The organism is Amycolatopsis sp. Hca4 (genome assembly GCF_013364075.1).
Classification (GTDB): Bacteria; Actinomycetota; Actinomycetes; order Mycobacteriales; family Pseudonocardiaceae; genus Amycolatopsis.
On sequence record NZ_CP054925.1, the window covers coordinates 3,526,740 to 3,550,858 of the forward strand.

General features: G+C 75.2%; 2 protein-coding genes. Both read right to left on the reverse strand.

Features of this window, described 5'->3' with window-relative positions:
- Positions 1 to 18 precede the first annotated feature (18 nt).
- The gene (locus HUT10_RS50985; RefSeq protein WP_176171872.1) at positions 19 to 14,958 is read right to left on the reverse strand and encodes a type I polyketide synthase; all 14,940 of its coding nucleotides are present in this window, start codon (positions 14,956 to 14,958) and stop codon (positions 19 to 21) included.
- A gap of 33 nt (positions 14,959 to 14,991) precedes the next feature.
- Positions 14,992 to 24,117 (reverse strand): type I polyketide synthase, encoded by a 9,126-nt coding sequence (locus HUT10_RS15575; RefSeq protein ID WP_176171873.1) that lies wholly within the window; start codon positions 24,115 to 24,117, stop codon positions 14,992 to 14,994.
- Positions 24,118 to 24,119: the final 2 nt, after the last annotated feature.

Below are 24,119 nucleotides of genomic sequence, written 5' to 3' on the forward strand. Positions count from 1 at the left end.
TAGGTCGCGGGCACCGGGTCAGGAGATGCCGAACTCTTTGCCGAGGAGGTCGAACATCTCCTCGTCGCTGGCCGAGTCGAGGCTCGGGGCGGCCGGTCCGCCCGTCCAGCCCGCGGTGAGCTGCCGCAGCTGCTCGGCGACGCGGGCGCGATCGGCTTCGCCGAGGGTGGCGCCGACGCGGCTCAGCTGGTCGAGCAGGCCGTCGACCCCGGGCTCGTCGTCCCGCAGTTCCGCGGTCAGGTGCCGGGCCAGCGCGGACGGCGACGGGTGGTCGAAGACCAGCGTCGCGGGCAGGTTCAGCCCGGTGACGCGGTCCAGGCGGTTGCGGAGCTCGACCGCGGTCAGCGACGTGAAGCCGGTTTCGCTGAACGCCCGGTCCGGGGCCACGTCGGCGGCCCGGCCGTGGCCGAGGACCGCCGCCACGTGCTCTCGGACGACGGTCAGCACGAGCTCGCCTGCGTCACCCGCGGACAGCCCGGCCAGCCGGTCGCCGAGGTGCACGGGCGCCGCCGCGACCGGAGCCGCCGGGGCCAGTTCGGCGAAGAGCGGCCGGACGGCCGGGTAGGTGTCCCAGTCGATGTCGGCGACGACCGACGACCGGGTGAGCCTGCCGAGGGCCGCCGCGGCGTCGGCCGCGGGCAGCGGGGTGACCCCGGCGCGCCGCATCCGGTCGGCGTTTTCGGCGGCCATCCCCTCACCCGCCCACGGGCCCCACGCGATCGCGGCGGCCGAGCGGCCCGACGCGCGACGGCGCTGGGCGAGGGCGTCCAGCTCGGCGTTGGCGGCCGCGTAGTTCGCCTGTCCCGCGGCGCCGACCGCGCCGGCGAGCGAGGAGAACAGCACGAAGGCGTCGAGGTCGCCGGTCAGCTCGTCGAGGATCCGGGCGCCGGTCACCTTGGCCCGCAGGACCTCGGCGAACCGGTCACCGGTCAGGGTGTCGACCACGCCGTCGTCGAGGACGCCCGCGGCGTGCACCACCGCGGTCACCGGGTGCTCGGCGAGCAGCGCCGCGACCGCGTCCCGGTCGGCGACGTCGCAGGCGACGACCGTCACCCGCTCGTCCGGTGCTTCGCCGCCACTGCGGCTCGCCAGGACGACGTGCCCGGCGCCGTGGTCCAGCAGCCAGCGGGTGACGTGCCCGCCGAGGGCCCCGGTGCCGCCGGTGACGAGCACCGTGCCGGTCGGCGTCCACTGTGGACCCCGCCCGGTGTCCCGGACGAGGCGGCGGGCGAAGACGCCGGAGGACCGGAGAGCGATTTCCTCCTCGCTGCCGGCGGCGAGCACCGCGCACAGCCGCTCGCCGTCTTCGGCGGTCAAGGTGGGCGGCAGGTCGATCAAGCCGCCCCAGCGGTTCGGGTGCTCCAGCGCGACCGTCCGGCCGAAGCCCCAGAACTGGGCCTGGGCCGGGTCCGCGACGGCCTCGCCGTCCGCCGTCGCGACCGCGCCGCGGGTGGCGCACCACAGCGGGGCGGTGACCCCGGCGTCGCCAAGGCCCTGGACCAGCGCAAGCGTTTGCGGAAGCCCGGCGGCCACGGCCGACCCCGGCGTGCCGGGCGCGAACGCGAGCAGCGACAGGGCCCCGACCGGCGTGGCGGCTTCTTCCGCCAGCTTGGCCTCGACCAGCTTCGCGACCGTGATGCGGTCGGCGTCCTCGGGCACCCGGACGACCAGCGGCCGCGCCCCGGCTGTCGCGAAGGCGCCGGCCACCGCCGTCACCGCGCTCGGGTCGTCGAGGGTTTCGGGCAGGACGAACAGCCAGTCGCCCGACACCCCGGCGGGTTCCTCGCGCAGCTTGCGCCAGGCGACGCGGTAGCGCCAGGAGTCCGCGGCGGACCGGGCGTCCCGCCGCCAGCCGGAAAGGGCCGGGAGGGCGGGGGCGATGGCGGCGCGCTGGTCGTCGTCGAGCCCGAGCAGCGAGCCGAGCGCCTCCAGGTCCTCGCCTTCGACGGCCGCCCAGAACTCGGCGTCCCCTTCGGACACCGGCGCGGCCGGCGCGGGCTCGGGCCAGAACCGCTGCCGCCGGAAGGGGTAGGTGGGCAGGTCGACCGGGCCGGCCTGTGGGAAGAACGCGGCCCAGTCGACGGCCACGCCGTGGGCGTGGACCGTGCTCAGCGCCGAGAGCAGTGCTCGCTCTTCGGAGCGGTCGCGCCGCAACGCCGGGACCGCGACGCCGGGCACCATCGCGCTGAGCACCCCGTCGGGCCCCAGTTCCAGGAAGATCCGGGTGCCTTCGGCTTCGAGAGTGGCGACCCCGTCGGCGAAGCGGACCGCCTCCCGCACGTGCCGCACCCAGTAGTCCGCGGTGAACGGCCCGGCGAGCGCACCGGTCACGTTCGAGAGCACCGGGATCTCGGCCGGGTGGTAGGTCAGGGTGTCCGCGACCGCGCGGAACTCGTCGAGCATCGGGTCCATCAGCGGGGAGTGGAAGGCGTGGCTCACGGTGAGCCGCTTGGTCTTCACACCCCGCGCGGCGAACTCCGCGGCGATCGCCAGTACCGCGGTCTCGTCGCCGGAGACGACGACCGACTCGGGGCCGTTGACCGCCGCGATCGAGACCCCCTCGGTCAGGGTGACGGCCGACTCCGGCGCGGCGATCGAAACCATCGCCCCGCCGGCGGGCAGCGCCTGCATGAGCGTGGCCCGGGCGGCGACCAGCGCGCAGGCGCCGGGCAGCGTCATGACCCCGGCGACGTGCGCCGCGACCAGCTCGCCGATCGAGTGCCCGCCGACGAAGTCCGGGCGCACGCCCCACGCCGTCACCAGCCGGTACAGGGCGACCTCGACCGCGAACAGCGCGGGCTGGGTGTAGCCGGTCCGGTCGAGCCGCTCGCCGCCGTCGAAGACGATTTCGCGCAGGGACGCATCCAGCAGGCCGTCGAACTCGGCGCACACGGCGTCGAAGGCGTCGGCGAACACCGGGAACCGCTCGTAGAGCTCGCGGCCCATCCCGGCGCGCTGGGCGCCCTGGCCGGTGAACAGCACGGCCAGCCGGCCACCCGGAACCGCGGTGCCGCGCACCGCGTTGTCCAGGTCCGCCAGTCCGGCCAGCAGCTCGTCCCGGTCCGCGCCGAGCACGACGGCCCGGCGCTCCAGCGCCGCCCGCCCGGTCGCCAGGGTTCGGCCGACCCGGACCGCCGGCACGTCCTCGCCGACCGCGGAGCGGAGGAGCCGGGCCTGCTCGCGCAGCGCTTGCTCGTCCTTCGCCGACAGCGGCCACACGGTGAGTCCGGTGTGGACGGACGTGGCCGGTTCCGGTTCGCCGGCTTCGAGGACCACGTGGGCGTTGGTGCCGCTGACGCCGAACGCCGACACGCCGGCCCGGCGGGCGCGCCCGGTCTCCGGCCACGGCGTCGCCTCGGTGAGCAGCTCCACCGCCCCGGCCGACCAGTCCACCTGCGACGACGGCGCGTCGACGTGCAGCGTCCGCGGGAGGACGCCGTGGTGCATGGCCATGACCATCTTGATGACGCCGGCGATGCCCGCGGCGGCCTGGGTGTGCCCGAGGTTGGACTTCACCGAGCCCAGCCACAGCGGCGTTTCCCGCTCCTGGCCGTAGGTCGCCAGCAGCGCCTGGGCCTCGATCGGGTCGCCCAGCTTCGTCCCGGTGCCGTGCGCCTCGACCGCGTCCACATCCGAAGTGGACAGACCGGCGTCGGCCAGCGCGGCGCGGATCACCCGCTGCTGCGAAGGACCGTTCGGAGCCGTCAGGCCGTTGGACGCGCCGTCGGAGTTCACCGCCGAACCGCGCACCACCGCCAGGACCCGGTGGCCGTTGCGGCGGGCGTCCGACAGCCGTTCCAGCAGCACGAGCCCGGCGCCTTCGCCCCAGCCGGTGCCGTCCGCAGCCTCGGCGAAGGCCTTGCACCGGCCGTCGGCGGCCAGGCCGCGCTGCCTGCTGAACTCGACGAAGGTCGCCGGGGTGGCCATCACGGTCGCGCCGCCGGCCAGCGCGAGGTCGCACTCGCCGCGGCGCAGGGCCTGCGCGGCGAGGTGGATGGCGACCAGCGAGGACGAGCACGCGGTGTCGACGGTGAGGGCCGGGCCTTCGAGGCCGAAGGCGTAGGCCAGCCGGCCGGACACGACCGCGGCGGCGTTGCCGGTGCCGATGAAGCCGCCGACCTCGTCGCCCGCCGCGCCGAGCAGGCCCGCGTAGTCCTGGCCGTTGGTGCCGGCGAACACGCCGGTGCGGCTGCCGCGCAGCGCGTGCGGGTCGATCCCGGCCCGCTCGAAGACCTCCCAGGTGATCTCCAGCAGCAGGCGCTGCTGCGGGTCCATGGCGAGGGCTTCGCGGGGCGAGATGCCGAAGAAGGCGGCGTCGAACTCCGTGGCCGTGTCGAGGAAGCCGCCGTCGCGGGCGTAGCTGTGGCCGCTCTTGCCCGGGTCCGGGTCGTAGAGCGCGCCGAGGTCCCAGCCGCGGTCCTCGGGCAGGCCGGTCATCGCGTCGACGCCGTCTTCCACGAGCCGCCAGAGGTCCTCCGGTGTGGCCACCGCGCCGGGGAACCGGCAGCCCATCGCGACGAGGGCGATCGGCTCGTCGCCGCCGGTGCGGGCCGGTGCGGCCGCGGCCGGTTCGGGCAGGCGGCCGAGCAGCTCGCGGTGCAGGTGCCGGGCCAGCGCGGCCGGCGTCGGGTGGTCGAACACGCACGTCGCGGGCAGGCTCAGCCCGGTCGCGGCGTCGAGGCGGTTGCGCAGCTCGACAGCGGTCAGGGAGGTGAACCCGCTGTCGGAGAAGGCGCGCTCGGGGTCGACCGCGGCCGCGTCGGGGTAGCCGAGCACGGCCGCGACGTGCGTGCGGGTCAGGTCGAGGACCGTACGGGCGGCGTCCGCCTCGGACAGCCCGGTGAGCAGCCCCGCCGGTTCGGCCGGGGCCTGCGCGGTTTCGCGCGGCTCACCGAACCCGGTGAACAGCGGCCGGGGCCGGACGGACCGCAGCGCCGGGAGGTAGACGTCCCAGTCGAGGTCGGCCACCACGGCCAGCGGGGTGTCACCCGCGGCTTCGAGCGTGAGGGCGTCGAGGGCGAGGCCGGGGTCCAGAACGCCGACGCCCGCGGCGCGCAGGCGTCGACGAGCTTCGGCGTCGCCCGCGGCCATGCCGTCGCCCGCCCACGGGCCCCACGCGATCGAGACCGCGGGCTGGCCGGCGGCGTGCCGCTGCTGGGCGAGCGCGTCGAGGTGGGCGTTGGCGGCGGCGTAACTGCCCTGGCCGGCCGCGCCGAACGCACCGGCCATCGAGGAGAACAGGACGAAGGCGTCGAGGTCGCCGGTGAGCGCGGAGAGGTTCTCGGCCGCGGCCGCCTTGGCGCGCAGGACGGTGTCGAAGCGCTCCGGCGTGAGGGACTCGATGACGCCGTCGTCGAGGACGCCCGCCGCGTGCACCACCGCGCGCAGGTCGGCGGGGATGACCGCGGCCAGTGCGTCGCGGTCGGCGGCGTCGCAGGCCAGGATCGAGACCTCGCAGCCGAGGGTGGTCAGCTCGCGTTCGAGGTCCGCGGCACCCGGCGCCGCCGGTCCGCGCCGGCTGAGCAGCACCAGCCGCTCGGCACCGCTGGTGGCCAGCCGCCGGGCGACTCGGGCGCCGAGGGCTCCCGTGCCGCCGGTGACCAGTACGGTGCCGCGAGGTTGCCAGGACTCCCCCGCTGCGGCCCGCCGTTCCAGCCGCCGGGCGAAGACGCCGGACGGCCGGAGCGCGACCTCGTCTTCGGTGCCGCCGAGGACGGCGGCGAGGCGGGTGCGGCCCCGTTCGTCCAGCTCGGCGGGCAGGTCGACCAGGCCGCCCCAGCGCTGGGGGTACTCCATCGCCGCGGTGCGGCCGAGGCCCCAGACCTGGGCCTGGACCGGGGCTTCGACACGGTCGGCCCGGCCGGCCGCGACCGCGCCGCGGGTCAGGCACCACAGCCGTCCGCCCGCGCCGAGGTCACCGAGCGCCTGGAGCAGGGTGGCCGTGCCCGCCGCGATGCCGTGGCCGCCGTCGGCCAGGGCCAGCAGCGAGAGCACTCCGTCCACTTCGGCCCCGTCGAGGGCCGCGCGCAGGCGTTCGGCGAACTCGGCGCGCGGCAGGAGCGGGTCGATTCGCACCGGCGTTACTCGCGCGCCGCGTTCGAGGATGGTCTGCGCGACCCCGGCCACGACACCGGGCTCACCTTCCTCCGGCACGACCAGCAGCCAGTGCCCGGTGAGTGCGGCGGTGTCCGGCGACACCGGCCGCCACGCGATCCCGTAGCGCCAGGAATCCACAGTGGACTCCTGGTGGCGTCGCCGGTACCAGGCCGACAGGGCCGGGGTGACCGCCTCGGCGACGGCCGCGTCCAGCTCGAGCTCGGCGGCCAGCTTGCCGCTGCGGACGACGTCCCAGAAACCCGAGTCGCCACCCGGGGCCACGCCGGGTTCCGGGGCGAGCCAGTAGCTGCGGTGCCGGAAGGCGTAGGTGGGCAGGTCGACCCGGCGGGCGCCCGGGAAGAACGGCGTCCAGTCGACGTCCACGCCGTGGACGTGAGCAGTGCTCAACGCGGTGAGCAGTGCTTTCTCTTCGGAGCGGTCGCGGCGCAACGCCGGGATCGCGATGCCCGGCACCATCGCGCTGAGCACGGCGTCCGGCCCCAGCTCCAGGAACACGTCGACCCCGACGGCGTCCAGAGTGGACACTCCGTCGGCGAAGCGGACGGTCTCGCGCACGTGCCGCACCCAGTACTCCGCCGTGAACGGCGAAGCGAGCGCACCGCTCACGTTCGAGATCACCGGTATCTGCGCCGGGTGGTAGGTCAGCGACTCCGCCACCGCGCGGAAATCGGCGAGCATCGGGTCCATCGAGGACGAATGGAACGCGTGACTCACCGGCAGCCGCTTGGTCTTCGGGAACTTCGCCGCGATCTCCAGGACCGCGGCCTCCTCGCCGGAGATCACGACCGACTCGGGTCCGTTGACCGCCGCGAGAGAAACTCCTTCGGTCAGCGTGATGGCCGATTCGGGCGCGGCGATCGACACCATGGCCCCACCCGGCGGGAGCGCCTGCATCAGCGACGCACGGGCCGACACCAGCCGGCACGCGTCCGCCAGCGTGAGCACCCCGGCGACGTGCGCGGCCGAGATCTCGCCGATCGAGTGCCCCGCCACGAAGTCCGGGCGGACCCCGAAGGACGAAACCAGCCGGAACAGCGCGACCTCGACGGCGAACAGCGCCGGCTGGGTGACGCCGGTGTCGTCGAGCGGCTCGGCGCCGTCGAGGACCCGTTCGCGCAGGCCGGGGAAGTGCGCGCAGACCGCGTCGAACGCCTCCGCGTACACCGGGAACCGCTCGTACAGCTCGCGGCCCATGCCCGGCCGCTGCGCGCCCTGGCCGGTGAACAGCACGGCGAGCCGGCGGTCCGGCCGCGCGACCCCGGTCACCGGCGGGTTCGCCAGCGCGGCCAGGAGTTCCGCGCGGTCGTGGCCGAACACAACGAGCCGGTGTTCGAGGGCCGCCCGGGTCTCGGCCAGCGAGAAGCCGACGTCGACCGGGGACAGCGAGGGGTGGGCCTCGACGTGCGCACGGAGGCGTCCGGCCTGCGCGGTGAGCGCGTCGGCATCGCGGGCGGACAGCAGCCACGGCACGGGGCCGGTGCTTTCGGGGCGCTCGGGTGCGGGCGGAGCGGCCGGGGCCTGCTCGATGATCGTGTGCGCGTTGGTGCCGGAGATGCCGAACGACGAGATGCCGGCGCGGCGCGGCCGTCCGGTGTCCGGCCAGCGGCGGGCCTCGGTGAGCAGTTCGATCGCGCCGGACTCCCAGTCGACGCGCGACGACGGCGCGTCGACGTGCAGCGTCCGCGGCAGCACGCCGTGCCGCAGCGCCATGACGACCTTGATCACCCCGGCGATGCCCGCGGCGGCCTGGGTGTGCCCGAGGTTGGACTTGAGCGAGCCGAGCCACAGCGGCTCGTCGCGGTCCTGCCCGTAGGTGGCCAGCAAGGCCTGTGCCTCGATCGGGTCACCGAGCGTGGTGCCGGTGCCGTGCGCCTCGACCGCGTCCACTTCGGACGGATGCAGGCCCGCGCCGGCCAGCGCGGCGCGGATCACCCGCTGCTGCGACGGGCCGTTCGGAGCGGTCAGGCCGTTGGACGCGCCGTCGGAGTTGACCGCCGAACCGCGGACGAGCGCCAGGACTGCGTGGCCGTTCCGCCGGGCGTCGGACAGCCGTTCCAGCAGCACGAGACCGGCGCCTTCGCCCCAGCCGGTGCCGTCCGCGGCCTCGGCGAAGGCCTTGCAGCGGCCGTCGGAGGCGAGGCCGCCCTGCCGGTCGAACTCGACGAACATGCCGGGCTGGGCCATCACGGCGACGCCGCCGGCCAGCGCGAGGTCGCACTCGCCGCGGCGCAGCGCCTGTGCCGCCCAGTGCAGCGCGACCAGCGACGAGGAACAGGCCGTGTCGATCGAGACGGCCGGACCCTCGAAGCCGAAGGTGTAGGACACGCGGCCGGAGACGACGCTGGTCGCGTTGCCGGTCAGCAGGTGGCCTTCGACGCCGGACGCCACCTCGGCCACGCCGCTGCCGTAGGCCTGGTGCGCGGCGCCGACGAAGACGCCGGTGCTGCTGCCGCGCAGCGAGCGCGGGTCGATCCCGGCGCGTTCCAGTGCTTCCCAGGAGATCTCCAGCAGCAGCCGCTGCTGCGGATCCATCGCGAGGGCTTCGTGCGGGGAGATGCCGAAGAACTCGGCGTCGAAGCCGCCGGCGTCGTGCACGAACCCGCCCTCGGCGGCGCCGAGGGCCGCGAGGTCCCAGCCGCGGTCGGCGGGCAGCGCGGTGAGCGCGTCGCGGCCGGTTTCGACCAGGCGCCACAGGTCCTCCGGGGACGTCACCTCGCCCGGGTAGCGGCAGCTCATCGCGACGATGGCGATCGGGTCGCCGTCGGTGGCGGTGGTGATCGCCGCCGTCGTGGCCGGACCGGCGTCGCCGATCAGCTCGGCCTGCAGCAGCGCGGCGAGCGCCTGCGGGTTGGGGTGGTCGAAGATGACCGTGGCCGGCAGGCGCAGGCCGGTCACCGCGGTGAGGCGGTTGCGCAGTTCCACCGCGGTCAGGGAGTCGAAACCCAGGTCCTTGAACGCCTTGGCGGGTTCGACGGCGTCGGCGCCGTCGTGGCCGAGGACCGCCGCGACGTGGGTGCGGACGAGGTCGAGCAGGAACCGGCGGACGTCGTCGCCGCTCAGCCCGGCCAGCCGGGCGGCGAGCCCGTCGGTCCCGGACGGCAGCCCGGCCGCCCGGCGGGTCCGCACGCGGACCAGGCCGTGCCACAGCGCGGGCAGGTGCTCGGCCTGGGCGCGCAGGGCGGCGAGGTCGACGCGGACCGGGACCACGCAGGCGGCGCCGGCGACCTGGGCGGCGTCGAACAGCGCCAGGGCTTCCTCGGTGCCCAGCGCGCCGATGCCGGACCGCGCGATCCGGGAAAGGTCCTCGTCGTCGAGGCCGGCGGTCATGCCGCTCGCCGCGGCCCACTGGCCCCAGGCGAGGGAGACGCCGGGCAGGCCCTCGGCGCGGCGGCGGGCGGCGAGCGCGTCGAGTGCGGCGTTGGCGGCCGCGTAGCCGGCCTGGCCCGCGGCGCCGGCGACCCCGGCGAGGGAGGAGTACAGCGCGAACCAGGCGAGGTCGCGGTCGCGGGTCAGTGCGTCCAGGTGCAGGGCGGCGTCGGTCTTGGGGCGGAGGACGGTGCCGAGCCGCCCGGGGGTGAGCGAGGCGATGACCCCGTCGTCGAGGACGCCCGCGGTGTGCACGACGCCGGTCAGGTTCACCGGGGCGAGCAGGGCTTCGAGCTCCGCCCGGTTCGCGACGTCGCAGCTCTCGACGCGCACGGTGGCGCCGGCGGCCGTCAGTTCGGCGACCAGCTCGGCCGCGCCCGGGGCGTCGGGGCCGCGACGGCTGGTCAGCAGGAGGTTCTTGACGCCGTGGGTGGTCACGAGGTGCCGGGCCACGAGAGCGCCGAGGGTGCCGGTGCCGCCGGTGACGAGCACGGTGCCATCGGGGTCCGGCGGCACCGGGAGGGTGAGGACGTTCTTGCCGACGTGCTTGGCCTGGCTGATGAACCGGAACGCGTCAGGGGCGCGGACGACGTCCCAGGTCCTGGTGGGCAGGGGGTGCAGCGCGCCGTCGGCGAACAGCGCCAGCAGGTGGCGCAGGATCTCCTGGATCCGGTCCGGGCCGGGGTCGCCGAGGTCGAAGGGGAGGTAGGTGACGTCTTCGGGGTCGCGCAGGTCGGTTTTGCCCATCTCGAGGAACCGGCCGCCGGGGGTGAGCAGGCCGAGCGAGGCGTCGATGAAGGGGCCGGTCAGCGAGTTGAGGACGACGTCGACGCGGGGGAACTGCGTCGCGAACCCGAGGTCCCGCGACGACGCGACGTGCTCGACACCGAGGGCGCGGACGGCGTCCTGCTTGGCCGGGCTCGCCGTGGCGAACACCTCGGCGTTCCGGTGGCGGGCGAGCTGGACGGCGGCCATGCCGACGCCGCCGGCGGCCGCGTGGACGAGCACGGACTGACCGGCGGCCAGGTGACCGAGGTCGAAGAGGGCGTAGTAGGCGGTGACGAAGGCGACGGGCACGGACGCGGCCTCGGCGAAGGTCCAGCCGCCGGGGACGGGGACGAGCAGCCGGGCATCGGTCACCGCCTCGGGGCCGAACGCCCCGGTGAACAGCCCGAAGACCCGGTCGCCGACGGCGAGCCCGGTGACGCCCGTGCCGACCTCGGTGACGATCCCGGCGGCTTCCGAGCCGAGGACGGCGGCCGGGTCGGGGTACATGCCGAGGGCGATCAGGACGTCCCGGAAGTTGACGCCGGCGGCCCGGACGGCGACCCGGACTTCGCCGTCGGCGAGCGGGGTTTCCGGCTGGGGGCGGAGGGCGAGGTCGTCGAGGGTGGTGCCGGTGGTGGTGAGCCGCCAGTGCTGGTCCGGGACGGCGAGGGCCTGGGCGCGGGCCAGGCGCGGGGCGGTGAAGACGCCGTCGCGGAGGTCGATCTGCGGTTCGGCGGGGAGGGTGGCGAGGTCGGGGTGCGGGGAGCCGTCGAGGTCGAGCAGCTGGAACCGGCCGGGGTGCTCGGTCTGGGCGGACCGGACGAGGCCCCGGGCGGCGGCGCCGGCCGGGTCGGTTTCGGCGTCGCGGGTGACGACGACCAGGCGGCCCGGGTGGTCGGCGGCGAGCCAGTCGTGGACGAGGGTGAGGGCTTGGCCGGTGGCTTCGTGGACGTTTCGGTCTGCTACGACGGCGAAGACGAGATCGGCTTCGGTGTCCATTCCGGACACGGTGGGCAGGTCGAGGCCGTGTTCGCCTCCCCCGAGCGCGACGGCCCGGGTTCGCGGGCCGGCGGGGACGGGGACCCGGTCGAGGCGGAAGAGCGAGCCGTCCCGGACGGGGGCGGCGGCGGTGGCGGAGATGGGGCGCAGGACGAGGGAATCGACGGAGGCGACCGGGCCCCCGGCGTGGTCCCAGGCTTCGACGGAGACGGCGTTGTCCCCGGCCGGGGAAAGCCGGACGCGGAGGGCGGTGGCGCCCGAGGCGTGCAGGGTGACGCCGCTCCAGGAGAACGGCATGCCGCCGGAGCCTGCGGTGGCATGCGCCGAAGCCTCGCTCGCCGCGCCAGTCGCAGCGCTGGCCGAAGGGCCATCAGCCGCCGAAACCGCGCCCACGCCCGCGCCGCCGGGCGCGGCGGAGTCGGCCGTCGCGGGAGCGGCCAAACCCAGTGGGTGCAGAGCGGCGTCCAGCAGGGCCGGGTGCAGGCCGAATGCGGCCGCGTCCTCGTGGCACTCCTCCGGGAGCGTCACCTCCGCGTAGGTCTCGTCCCCGAGGCGCCACACCGATCCCAAGCCGTGGAAGGCCGGGCCGTACGTGAACCCCAAGCCCTCCAGCTGCTCGTACAGCCCGTCCGTCGGAACCCGCGCCGCTCCCGGCGGGGGCCACTCCGGCAGGTCGGCCGCCGGTGCGCCGCCCGGGGCCAGCCGGCCGCCGGCGTGGCGGGTCCACGTGTCCTCGCCCGGTGCCGTGCCGTCGTCCGGGCGGGAGTACAGCGTCAGCTCGCGGCGGCCCTCGCCGTCCGGTGGGCCGACGTAGACCTGGACCGCCACCCCGCCGCGCGCCGGCAAAACCAGCGGAGCTTCCAGGGTCAGCTCTTCGACGACGTCGCATCCCACCTGGTCGCCCGCCCGGACCGCCAGTTCCAGCAGCGCCGTCCCCGGGACCAGGACCGTGCCGCCCAGGGCGTGCCCCGACAGCCACGGCTGGGCCTCCGGCGACAGCCGCCCGGTGAAGACGACGCCGTCGTGGCCGGCCAGGCTCACCGCCGCGCCCAGCAGCGGGTGGTCCAGTGCGCCGAGGCCCAGCGATCCCGCGTCCCCGTGCGCGACGCCGCCGCGTGGCCAGAACCGCTCGCGCTGGAACGCGTACGAGGGCAGGTCGATCCGGCGGCCGCAGGGGAAGAACGGCGTCCAGTCGACGTCCACCCCGTGGACGTGCACCGTGCTCAACGCGGTGAGCAGTGCGCTCTCCTCGGAGCGGCCTTCCCGCAACGCCGGGACGGCCACCCCGGGCACCATCGAGCTGAGCACCCCGTCGGGCCCGAGTTCCAGGAACACCCCGGCCCCGGCGGCCTCCAAAGTGGACACCCCGTCGGCGAACCGGACCGCTTCCCGCACGTGCCGCACCCAGTAGTCCGCGGTGAACGGCTCAGCGAGAGCACCGCTCACATTCGAGATCACCGGAATCTCCGCCGGGCGATACGTGAGAGACTCCGCCACCGCGCGGAACTCCGCCAGCATCGGATCCATCAACGGCGAATGGAACGCATGACTCACCGCGAGCCGCTTCGTCTTCGGGAACCGAGCCGCGATCGCCAGCACCGCCGACTCATCACCGGAGATGACCACCGATTCCGGCCCGTTCACCGCCGCAACCGAAACACCGTCAGTGAGAACGATCGAAGACTCAGGCGCCGCGATCGACACCATCGCCCCACCCGACGGCAACGCCTGCATCAACGACGCCCGCGCCGACACCAACCGGCAAGCATCCTCAAGAGACAACACCCCAGCCACATGCGCCGCCGAGATCTCCCCGATCGAATGCCCCGCCACGAAATCCGGACGAACACCGAACGACGAAACCAACCGGAACAACGCCACCTCGACCGCGAACAACGCAGGCTGCGTGAACTCCGTCCGCTCCAACAGGGAAGCATCGGAGAAGGCATCACGAAGAGCCGGATCGAAGTGCGCGAGCACCGCATCGAACGCCTTGGCATACACCGGAAACCGGTCGTACAGAGCCAGCCCCATGCCCACCCGCTGCGCTCCCTGACCGGTGAACAACACGGCCAGCAGGGCATCCGGATCGGCCGTCCCGGTGATGGCGTCTTCGATGTGCGAAAGACCGTCCCGCAGAGAGTCGCGATCGGACCCGAGCACCACCGCCCGCCGGGCGAGCCGCGCCCGGGTGACGGCCAGTGAGTACCCGCCGTCGACCGGGTCGGGGTCCGCGTCCAGCAACCGCCGGGCCTGCGCCCGCAGCGCGGCATCGCTCGCCCCGGACAGCACCCACGGCAGCAGCCCGTGCTCGGCAACGGACGCGGGCTCGTCGGGAACCGCGGGCGCCTCCTCGACGATGACGTGCACGTTCGTCCCGCTGACGCCGAACGCCGAAACCCCGGCCCGCCGCGGCACCGCACCGGCGGGCCACGGCCGCGCCGTGGTCAGCAGCTCCACCGCACCCGCCGTCCAGTCCACTTCGGACGAGGGCGCGTCGACGTGCAGCGTGCGCGGCAGCAGCTCGTGCCGCAGCGCCAGCACCATCTTGATGACACCCGCGATGCCGGACGCCGACTGCGTGTGCCCGATGTTCGACTTCAGCGCCCCGAGCCACAGCGGCCGGTCGGCCGGCCGGTCCTGGCCGTACGTCGCCAGCAGGGCCTGCGCCTCGATCGGGTCGCCGAGAGCGGTCCCCGTGCCGTGCGCCTCGACCGCGTCCACGTCCGAAGTGGACAGACCGGCGTTCGCCAGCGCCGTCCGGATGACGCGCTGCTGCGACGGCCCGTTCGGCGCGGTCAGGCCGTTGGACGCGCCGTCGGAGTTGACCGCCGAGCCGCGGATCACCGCGAGCACCCGGTGCCCGTTGCGCTGGGCGTCGGAGAGCTTCTCCAGCAGCACCATGCCGACGCCCTCGCCCCAGCCGGTGCCGTCGGCGGCGTCGGCGAAGGACTTGCACCGGCCGTCCGCGGCCAGCCCGCGCTGGCGGCTGAACTCCGCGAACGCCAGCGGGCTCACCATCACGGTGACCCCGCCGGCCAGCGCCAGGCCGCATTCGTCCTGCCGCAGCGCCTGGCAGGCCCAGTGCAGCGCGACCAGCGACGACGAACACGCCGTGTCGACGGTGACCGAAGGTCCTTCGAGGCCGAAGGTGTAGGACAGCCGCCCGGACATGACGCTGGGCGCCTCACCGGTGAGCAGGTACCCCTCGGAGCCCGCCGCGGCCTGCAGCGTGCTGCTGTAGCCGGACGCGTTCGCGCCGATGAACACGCCGGTCCGGCTGCCGCGCAAGGAAAACGGGTCGAGCCGGGCGCGTTCCAGCAGCTCCCAGGACGTCTCCAGCAGCAGGCGCTGCTGCGGGTCCATCGCCAGCGCTTCGCGCGGCGAGATGCCGAACAGCCCGGGGTCGAACGAAGCCGCGTCGTGGACGAAGCCGCCCTCGGCCGCGCGGGCACCTTCCGCGCCGTACATGCGGTCGACGTCCCAGCCGCGGTCGCCGGGGAAACCCGACATCGCGTCGGTGCCGCCCGCGACGAGGTCCCACAGGTCCTCGGGCGAGGCGACCCCGCCCGGGTACCGGCAGGCGAGGGAGACGATGGCGATCGGCTCCTGCTCCGCCGCCTCCGCCGCCTGCAGCCGCTGCCGGGTCTGGTGCAGGTCGGCGGTCACGCGCTTGAGGTACTCGAGGAGCTTGTCCTGCTCTGCCATCGCCAACCTCATCCGTTCGTCCAGGTCAGGGGGTCAGTGCGCCGGCGGCGGGGAAACCCCGAGCTCGTTGTCGATGAACGCGAAGACCTCGGCCGCCGAGGCGTCCGCCAGCTGCGCCTGCCGCGGGGCCTCCGCCTCCCCGCGCCACTGGTTCAGCAGGGACTTCAGCCGCATCTCGACGCGCAGCCGGACGTTCTCGTCCGGCTGCGCGAGGTCGGTCAGCGACGCCTCCAGCCGGTCGAGCGCGCCGAACGCCGTGTCCGCGGGCGTGCTCCCGGGTGCGATCTCCGCGGCGAGGAACCGGGCCAGCGCGACCGGGGTCGGGTGGTCGAAGACGGCGGTGGCGGCCAGCCGCAGGCCGGTGACCCGGCGCAGCCGGTTGCGCACCTCGACCGCGGTCACCGAGTCGAACCCGAGGTCGCGGAACGGCCGGGTGCTGCCGATCGCCTCGGCCCCGCGGTGGCCGAGCACGGCCGCGGCCTCGGTGCGGACCAGGTCGAGCACGACCCGGTCGCGTTCGGCCTCCGGCAGCGCCGCCAGCCGCTCGCTCCAGGCGCCGTCGTCGCGGACCTCCTGCTCGGCTTCCAGCCGGTCGAGCACCCCGCGGACCGCGGGCAGGTCCTCGATCAGCGGCCGCCGCCGCGACGCGGTGAAGGCGGGCACGAACCGGTCCCAGTCGACGTCGGCCACGGCCAGGAAGGTCTCGTCGCGGTCGAGCGCGCCCTGCAGCGCGGCCACGGCCCGCTCGGGCGCCATCGGCCGCAGGCCACGGCGGCGCAGCTGCTGCTCGCCGTCGTCGGAGGCCATGCCGCCGCCGGCCCACAACCCCCAGGCCACCGACGTCGCCTTCGCCCCGCGGGCGCGGCGCTGTCCGGCGAGCGCGTCCAGGTAGGCGTTCGCGGCGGCGTAGGCGCCCTGGCCCGCACTGCCCCAGACCCCGGAGTTGGAGGAGAACAGCACGAACGCTTCGAGGTCGTCGCCCAGCAGGGCGTCCAGGTGCGCGGCGCCGGCGACCTTGGCCGCGAGGACGTCTTCGAACTCGTCGAGCCCGGTCTCGGCGAGGGTGCTCGACTGCGGCAGCCCGGCCGCGTGCACGACGGCGGACGGCGGGTGCTCCAAGCCGTCCAGCAGCGCTTCGACGGCCTTGCGCTCGGCGACGTCGCACGCGGCGATGGTCACCGCGCAGCCGTACCCGCGCAGCTCTTCGGCCAGTTCGGCCGCGCCGGGCGCGGCTTCGCCCCGGCGGCTGGTGAGCACGAGGTGCTCGGCGCCGGAGCGGCCCAGCCAGCGGGCGACGTGCGCCCCGAGCGCCCCGGTGCCGCCGGTGACCAGCACGGTTCCGCGCGGCCGCCACGGCGCACCGGCCGGCGCCGGCCGGGCCGGGCGCAGCCGCCGGGCCAGTACGCCGTGGTCCCGGACCGCGAGCTGGTCCTCGCCGCCGGGCTCGGCCAGCAGGCCGGCCAGCCGGTCCGCGGCCCGTTCGTCGAGCGCCGCGGGCAGGTCGACCAGCCCGCCCCAGAGGCCGGGGTACTCCAGGCCGATCACCCGGCCGAGGCCCCACAGCTGCGCCGGGACGCTCGACGCCGGGGCGTCGCCGGGCCCGGTGGCCACGGCGCCGCGGGTGAGCAGCCACAGCGGGGCGTCGATGCCGGCGGCGGCCAGCGCCGGGGCGAGCGCGGCCGTCGCGGCCAGGCCGGTGGCGAGCAGCGGGTGCCCGGGCAGCGGGGTTTCGTCCAGGCCCAGCAGGGAAACCACACCGGTGTACGCCCCCGGCGGCAGCTCCTGCGGCGAGGCGGTGACGACGTCGGCGCCGCGGGCGGCGAGCGCGTCGAGCACCGCGGTGCCGAACCGGCCGGGCCCGGCGGGCACGAGGGCCAGCCAGCGGCCGGACAGCAGCGGCAACGCGGGCTCGGCCACCGGCGTCCAGCCGACGGCGAGGCACCACGAGTCCACAGTGGATTCCTCGGTGCGGCGCGACCGCCAGCGGGTCAGCGCGGGCAGCACCTCGTCGAGCGCGGCGCCGTCGACGCCGAGGACACCCGCCAGGTCGCCGGTTTCCTCCAGCGCCGTCCAGAAGCCGTCGTCGGCCGGGACGGACGGCGCGGGGTCGAGCCAGTAGCGCTGGTGGTCGAAGGCGTAGGTCGGGAGCGGGACGAGCCGGGCGCCTTCGCCGAACGCGGGTGTCCAGTCGAGGTCGACGCCGTGCACCCACGCCTCGGCGAACGAGGTGTACAGCCGGTCGAGGCCACCTTCGCCGCGGCGCAGCGTGCCGGTCACCACGGCTTCGTCCACGGTGTCCTGGACGCTCATCGTGAGCACCGGGTGCGGGCTGCATTCGACGAAGGTGCCGTAGCCGTCCTCGGCCAGCCGCCGGACGGCCGCGTCGAACAGCACCGGGCGGCGCAGGTTGGTGTACCAGTACGGGCCGTCGAGGGCCGCGGTGTCGATCGGCTCGGCGGTCACCGTGGAGCAGAAGGCGATCTCCGAGGACCGCGGCGCCACCGGGGCGAGCAGCTCGCGCAGCTCGGTCTCGATCGCTTCGACCTGGGCCGAGTGCGACGCGTAGTCCACCGGGACCCGCTTGGCGCGGATGCCGTCGGCCTCGCAGGATTCGATCAGCGCGGCCAGTGCGGCCGGCGAGCCGGACACCACCACCGCGGCCGGGCCGTTGACGGCCGCGACCGACAGCCCGTCCGTGAGCCGCGGCTCGACGGTTTCGCGGGAGGCGGCCACCGAGACCATGCCACCGTGTCCGGCCAGGGCCAGGATCGCCCTGCTGCGCAACGCGACCACGCGGGCACCGTCCTCCAGGGACAGTCCGCCCGCGACCACGGCGGCGGCGATCTCACCCTGGGAGTGGCCGACCACGGCGTCCGGGGCGACCCCGTGTGCGCGCCAGACCTCGGCCAGCGACACCATCACCGCGAACAACGCGGGCTGCACGACGTCGACCCGCTGCAGCGCGGCCTCGTCGCCGAGGACCTCGGGCAGTGACCAGTCGACGAACGGCGCCAGCGCGCGTTCGCAGTCCCGCATGCGGGCCGCGAACGCCGGCGACGTGTCCATCAGGTCCAAAGCCATCCCCACCCACTGCGAGCCCTGCCCGGGAAAGACGAAGGCGACCTTGCCCCCGTGGCGGGCGCTGCCCCGCACCAGGCCGGGGACGGCCCGGTCGTGGGCGAGCGCGCCCAGCGTGTCGTGGCCGTCGTGCTCGACGGCGGTCACGAGCACCGCCCGTTGCTCGAACGTAGACCGGGATTTCGCCAGGGAGTACCCCACATCTGCGGCTCGGACCCCCTGTGCGGCCCCTACGCACGCCTGCAGCCGGCCGGCCTGCGCGGCCAGCGAAGCTGGCGTCTTGGCGGACAGGACCCAGGGCACCGGGCCGGTCGCGACGGGCCCGGACGGCTCCGTCGCGACCGGCTCCGGTGCGGCTTCGAGCACCGCGTGGGCGTTGGTGCCGCTCATCCCGAACGACGACACCGCGGCCCGGCGCGGGCGGCCGGTCTCCGGCCACGGCCGGCTTTCGTCCAGCAGCCGGACGTTCCCGGCCGTCCAGTCCACATGGGACGACGGCGTGCCCGCGTGCAGCGTGCCCGGCAGCACGCCGTGGCGCAGGGAGAGGACCATCTTGATGACGCCGGCGACGCCGGAGGCGGCCTGGCTGTGCCCGATGTTGGACTTCACCGAGCCGAGCCACAGGGGGTTCGCCCGGTCGCGGCCGTAGGTGGCCAGCAGGGCCTGAGCCTCGATCGGGTCGCCGAGGGCGGTGCCGGTGCCGTGCGCTTCGACGGCATCGACGTCGGCCAAGCTCAGCCGGGCGTTGGCCACCGCCTGGCGGATCACCTGCTGCTGCGCGGGGCCGTTCGGGGCGGTCAGGCCGTTGGACGCGCCGTCCTGGTTGACCGCCGAGCCGCGGATCACGGCCAGCACCTCGTGGCCGTTGCGCCGGGCGTCGGCGAGCCGTTCGACGAGCAGGACGCCGACGCCCTCGGCCATGCCCATGCCGTCGGCGTCGTCGGAGAAGGCCTTGCAGCGGCCGTCGGCGGCCAGCGCGCGCTGGCGGCTGAACGCGACGAACGACGCCGGGGTCGACATCAGCGCCACCCCGCCGGCCAACGCCATCGTGCACTCGCCGGTGCGCAGCGACTGGCAGGCCAGGTGCAGCGCGACCAGGGACGACGAGCACGCCGTGTCGACCGTGACGGCCGGGCCGGTGAGCCCGAAGGTGTAGGAGATCCGGCCGGAGACGACGCTGGCCGCGCCGCCGGTGAGCAGGTGCCCGGCCGAGCCGTCCGGCGGGGCGAGCCCGATGCCGTAGTCGGCGTAGTTGGTGCCGACGAACACGCCGGTCGCGCTGCCCCGCAGGCTTTCCGGGTTCACGCCGGCGCGTTCCATCGCCTCCCAGGACGTTTCCAGCAGCAGCCGTTGCTGGGGGTCCATGGCGAGCGCCTCGCGCGGCGAGATGCCGAAGAAGCCCGGGTCGAAGTCGCCGGCGTCGTGCAGGAAGCCGCCGTGGCGGGTGTAGCTGGTGCCGTCGTGGTCGGGGTCCGGGTCGAACAGCGCCTCGACGTCCCAGCCGCGGTCGGCCGGGAACCCGGTGATCGCGTCGCCGCCGGCGGTGATGAGCTCCCACAGGTCCTCGGGGCTGCGGACGCCACCGGGGTAGCGGCAGCTCATCGCCACGATGGCGATCGGCTCGTCGTCGGCGACCGCGACGACGGTCTCGGTCGCCGTGGCCGGGGCGCCGCCGAGCAGGAACTCGGTGATGCGCCGGGCGGTCGGGTGGTCGAAGGCGAGGGTGGCCGGCAGGCTCCGGCCGGTCTCGGCGGCGAGGCGGTTGCGCAGCTCGACGGCGGTGAGCGAGTCGAAGCCGAGGTCCCGCAGGGCGACGTCCGGGGCGACGGCGTCCGGGCCGTCGTGGCCGAGCACCGCCGCCGCGGTCGCGCGGACCAGGCCGAGCACGGTCCGGGTGCGGTCGGCCGGGGACAGCCCGGCCAGCCGGTCGCCGAGGCCGCCCAGTCCACCCACCGTGGCCGAGGCCGGCTCGGCCGCCAGCGCGCGGCGGACCTCGGGCAGCTCGTCGAGCAGCGGGCGCGGCCGCAGCGCGGTGAAGACGGGCGCGAACCGGGCCCAGTCGACGTCGGCGACGGCGAGGAACGTCTCGTCGTCGGCGAGGACCTGGCGCAGGCCCGCGAACGCGAGGTCGGGGTCGAGGAACGGCAGGCCCTGGCGCAGCAGGCGGCTCGCGTCGAAGTCCTGGTTGGCTTTCTCGGGGTTGGCGGCGTTCCAGACGCCCCAGGCCAGCGAGGTGGCCCGGAGGCCGCGGGCGCGCCGGCGCCGGGCGAGGGCGTCGAGGTGGGCGTTGGCCGCGGCGTAGGCGGCGTGGTCGCCGCTGCCCCAGACCCCGGCGATGGAGGAGAACAGGACGAAGGCGTCGAGGTCGTGGTCGAAGACGGCGTCGAGGTTTTCGGCGCCGAGCACCTTGGCCCGCGCGACGGCGGCGAACGCGGCGACGTCGGTGGCGTCGATGGAAGCGAGTTCGATGAGCGCGGCGGCGTGGATCACGGCGCGGAAGTCGTGGGCCGCGGCGAGGGCTTCGACGGCGGCACGATCGGCCACATCGCAGGTGGCGTAGGTGATGCCCGGGTCGTCGGACGCCGGGCCGCCACGGCGGCTGGCGAGGACGACGTGCTCGGCGCCGGCCCCGCGGAGCCAGCGGGCGATCCGCGGGCCGAGGGCGCCGGTGCCGCCGGTGACCAGGACGGTCCCGCGCACCGACCACGAGCCGGGCGCGGTCTTCGGCGGGGCCGCGTGGACCAGTCGGCGGACGAGCACGCCGGACGAGCGGACGGCGAACTGGTCCTCGTCGCCCGGGTCGGCCAGGATGGCGGCGAGCCGGTCCACGGCCCGGGCGTCGGGCTCGGCGGGCAGGTCGACCAGGCCGCCCCAGCGGTCCGGGTGTTCCAGGCCGATCACCCGGCCGAGCCCCCAGATCTGGGCCTGGGCCGGCGAGGGCGAGTCCGTGGCGACGGCGCCGGAGGTCAGCAGCCACAGGGGCGCGTCGATCCCGGCGTCGCCGAGGGCCTGGGCGAGCAGGAGCGTTCCGGCGACGCCGGCGGGCAGCTCGGGGAACTCCGGGTGCGGCCGCTCGTCGAAGCCCAGCAGGGACACCACGCCCGCCACCGGCCCGGCCTCGCGCAGCCGCGCGGCCAGACTCTCGCGGTCGCCGGTCACCGGCAGGACTTCGGCGCCCAGCGACTCCACAATGGACGGCTCCGGGCCGGGCGAGACCACGGCCAGCCACCGCCCGGACGGCGTCCCGGCGGGCTCGGGCGCCGGCCGCCACCGGACGTCGTACCGCCAGGAATCCACAGTGGACTTGTCGTGGGCCGTCCGGCGCCAGTCGGTCAGCGCCGGCAGCAGCTCGCTCAGCGGAACGTCCGGATCGACGCCGAGCGTCTCCGCGAGAGCCCCGCTTTCGACGGCCTCCCAGAAGCCCGGATCCGTCACTGCTGTGGCCGGTGCGCCGGGCTTCAGCCAGTAGTGCCGCTGCTGGAAGGCGTAGGTGGGCAGGTCGACGCGGGTCGCACCGGCGAAGCAGGGCGTCCAGTCGACCTTGACGCCGTGGACGTGCGCTTCGGCCACCGACAGCGCGAAGCGGTCCAAGCCGCCTTCGTCGCGACGCAGCGAGCCGAGCGCGACGGCACCTTCCGCGGTCTGCCCGATCGGCATCACCAGCACCGGGTGCGGGGAGGCTTCGACGAAGGTCCGGTAGCCCTGCTCCGCCAACGCTCGCACGGATTCTTCGAGCCGGACCGGCTCGCGCAGGTTGGTGTACCAGTACTCGGCGTCGAGGGCGGTGCCGTCGATCCACTCGCCGGTCACGGTCGAGAAGAACGCGGTGTCCGCCGCGCGCGGGGTGATCGGGGCGAGGACCTCCAGCAGCTCGTCCCGCAGCTGCTCGACCTGGACCGAGTGCGACGCGTAGTCCACCGGGATCCGGCGCGTACGGACCTCACAAGCCGCCATGAACTCGTCCAGCGCACCGGGCTCACCGGAGACGACGGTCGTCTCCGGCCCGTTGACGGCGGCGACGCCGATCCGGTCACCCCAGGGCGCGATGAGTGCCGACGTCCGCTCGCGCGACGCGGCCACCGAGACCATCCCACCGGCCCCGGCCAAGGCCAGGATCGCCTTGCTGCGCAGCGCCACCACCCGCGCACCGTCCTCGAGGGACAGTGCGCCGGCAACCACCGCGGCCGCGATCTCGCCTTGGGAGTGGCCGATCACCGCGTCCGGCCGCACGCCGTGGGCGGCCCACAGCGCGGCCAGTGACACCATCATCGCGAACAACGCGGGCTGCACGACGTCGACGCGGTCCAGTTCGGGTTCGTCGAGCAGCGAGAAGCCGGTGTGCGGTTCGAGGGCCCGCGCGCATTCGGTGAACCGGGCCGCGAACACCTCCGAGGTGGCGAGGAGCTCGGTCGCCATCCCGGTCCACTGGGCACCCTGGCCGGGGAAGACCATGGCCACCTTGCCGCTCCCGGCCACCCCGGACACGACGTGGGGCGCCGGGGTTCCGTCCGCCAGTGCGCGAACTCCGGCCAGGAGGCGTTCGGAGTCCGCACCGACCACGACGGCCCGGTTGGCGAAGGCCGACCGGGTCGTGGCCAGCGAGAACGCGATGTCGGCCGGGTCGCCGTCCACCAGCGCCAGCCGGGCCGCCTGCTCGCGCAGGGCCTCGGGGGTCTTGGCCGACAGCACCCACGGGACCACCCCGGCCGGCCGCTCCGAGGGCGGCGCCGGGACTTCGGCCTCCTCCAGGATGATGTGCGCGTTGGTGCCCGAGATGCCGAACGACGACACCGCACCGCGCCGCGGCCGGTCGGCGGTCCACTCCCGGCCCTGCTGGAGCAGCTCGACCGCACCGGCGGCCCAGTCGATCTTCGTCGACGGCGTCCCGGCGTGCAGGGTCGGCGGCATCCGGCGGTTCCGCAGCGCCAGCACGAGCTTGATGACGCCGCTGACGCCCGCCGCGGCCTGGGTGTGCCCGATGTTGGACTTGACCGAGCCCAGCCACAGCGGCGTGTCCCGGTCCTGGCCGTAGGTGGCCAGCAGCGCCTGCGCCTCGATCGGGTCGCCCAGTGCCGTGCCGGTGCCGTGCGCCTCGACCAGGTCGACGTCCACTGTGGACAACCGGGCGTCGGCGAGCGCGTCCCGGATGACCCGCTGCTGGGCCGGCCCGTTCGGGGCCGAAAGGCCGCTGCTCGCGCCGTCGGAGTTCACCGCCGAACCGCGGATCACCGCCAGCACCGGGTGGCCGAGGCGCTGCGCGTCGGCCAGCCGCTCGACCAGCAGCATGCCCGCGCCCTCGCCCCAGCCGGTGCCGTCGGCGCCCTCGGCGAAGGCCTTGCAGCGGCCGTTGCCGGACAGGCCGCCCTGGCGGCTCATCTCGGTGAACATGTCCGGGTTGACCATCACCGCCGCGCCGCCGGCCAGCGCCAGGTCGGACTCCCCGCGGCGCAGCGACTGCACGGCCAGGTGCAGCGCGACCAGCGACGACGAACAGGCCGTGTCGACGGTGACCGACGGGCCTTCCAGGCCGAGGGAGTACGAGATCCGGCCGGACAGCACGCTGGTGGCGGTGCCGGTCATCAGGTGCCCGGCGACCGCCTCGGCCTCCTCCCCCGCACCGGTGCCGTAGCCCTGGGACGCCGCCCCGACGAACACCGCCGAACGGCTGCCCCGCACCGTCTCCGGCACGATCCCGGCGCGTTCGAGGGCTTCCCACGACGTCTCCAGGAGCAGCCGCTGCTGCGGGTCCATCGCCAGCGCTTCGCGCGGCGAGATGCCGAAGAAGCCCGCGTCGAACCGGCCCGCATCGTGCACGAAGCCGCCTTCGGCGACGAAGCCCGCGTCGTGGGCGTCGGGCCAGCCGCGGTCGGCGGGGAACCCGGACATCCCGTCGCCGCCGCTGTCGACCAGCCGCCACAGGTCCTCGGGCGAGCGGACGCCGCCGGGGAACCGGCAGGCCATCCCGACGATCGCGACCGGCGCGGACCCGGCGTCCTCGACCTCCTGGACGCGCTTGCGGGCGCGCACGAGGTCCGCGGTCACCTTCTTCAGGTACTCCCGGAGCTTCGCGTCGTTGTCCATCA